We start from the raw sequence: 1,034 nt of genomic DNA on the forward strand, positions 1-1,034 counted from the left end.
TCTGGTGAATTTGCTTCATTGATTATTGGAGCGATTATTATTGGTAAAATTGGTCGTCGAATTGATTTAAGTAAATAGAAGAAGATAAGCTAGGTAGTTCTTACCTGGCTTTTTCCTATGGAAAATTTCTAAGGAAACTTGACAAGTTTTTCTGAATATAGTATACTTCTTAAGTAAGCTGATTTAGCTCAGTTGGCAGAGCGCATCCATGGTAAGGATGAGGTCGCCGGTTCAATCCCGGCAATTAGCATGATATGTATAGGGAAACTCTTGAATACGAGAGTTTTTTGTTATACTCGATCGAAAAAATTTCTTATTGACAAAATCAAGTATCTCTAGTAATATAGAATATGCGATGAGTCGATAGGTAGTCTTCGGACTACTATTGAGCATAAGGAGGTCATAACGCAGGAGCGGACCTTGATGAGTTGTGTGAACCTGCTCATCACATGAAGATGCCTCTTAATCCCTAGTCTAGCGATTGGGGATTTTTATTTTCCAAAAAATGATGAAAAAGCTTTGCAATTCATGGAAAAAGTAGTATAATACTTCTATTATAGAAATTTTTAGAAAATTCCGAAAGAGGTTATTTATGGGATATACAGTTGCTGTAGTCGGCGCGACAGGTGCTGTCGGTGCTCAGATGATAAAAATGTTGGAAGAATCAACACTTCCAATCGATAAAATCCGTTACCTTGCTTCTGCACGTTCAGCAGGTAAGTCATTGAAATTTAAAGATCAAGATATTACGATTGAAGAAACGACTGAAACAGCTTTTGAAGGAGTTGATATTGCTCTCTTTTCAGCAGGTGGTTCGACATCAGCTAAGTATGCACCATACGCAGTAAAAGCTGGCGTGGTAGTAGTGGATAATACATCTTATTTCCGTCAAAATCCAGATGTTCCTTTGGTTGTTCCAGAGGTCAATGCTCATGCACTTGATGCCCACAACGGAATCATTGCCTGCCCTAACTGTTCAACAATCCAAATGATGGTGGCTCTTGAGCCGGTTCGCCAAAAATGGGGCTTGGACC

The 1,034-nt window shown here is 39.0% G+C and carries 1 protein-coding gene, 1 tRNA gene and 1 pseudogene; all 3 read left to right on the top strand.

Features of this window, described 5'->3' with window-relative positions:
- A pseudogene (locus DCM90_RS09855) lies at positions 1 to 78 on the top strand (QueT transporter family protein); the annotation flags it as partial.
- A gap of 99 nt (positions 79 to 177) precedes the next feature.
- Positions 178 to 250 (top strand) — tRNA-Thr (locus DCM90_RS09860).
- Positions 251 to 592: 342 nt separating this feature from the next.
- Positions 593 to 1,034, top strand: a 442-nt coding sequence (locus DCM90_RS09865) for an aspartate-semialdehyde dehydrogenase (RefSeq protein WP_109251168.1), incomplete at its 3' end; no start/stop codon positions are given.

The sequence above is a fragment of the Levilactobacillus bambusae genome, assembly GCF_003124125.1.
GTDB classification, from domain to species: domain Bacteria; phylum Bacillota; class Bacilli; order Lactobacillales; family Lactobacillaceae; genus Levilactobacillus; species Levilactobacillus bambusae.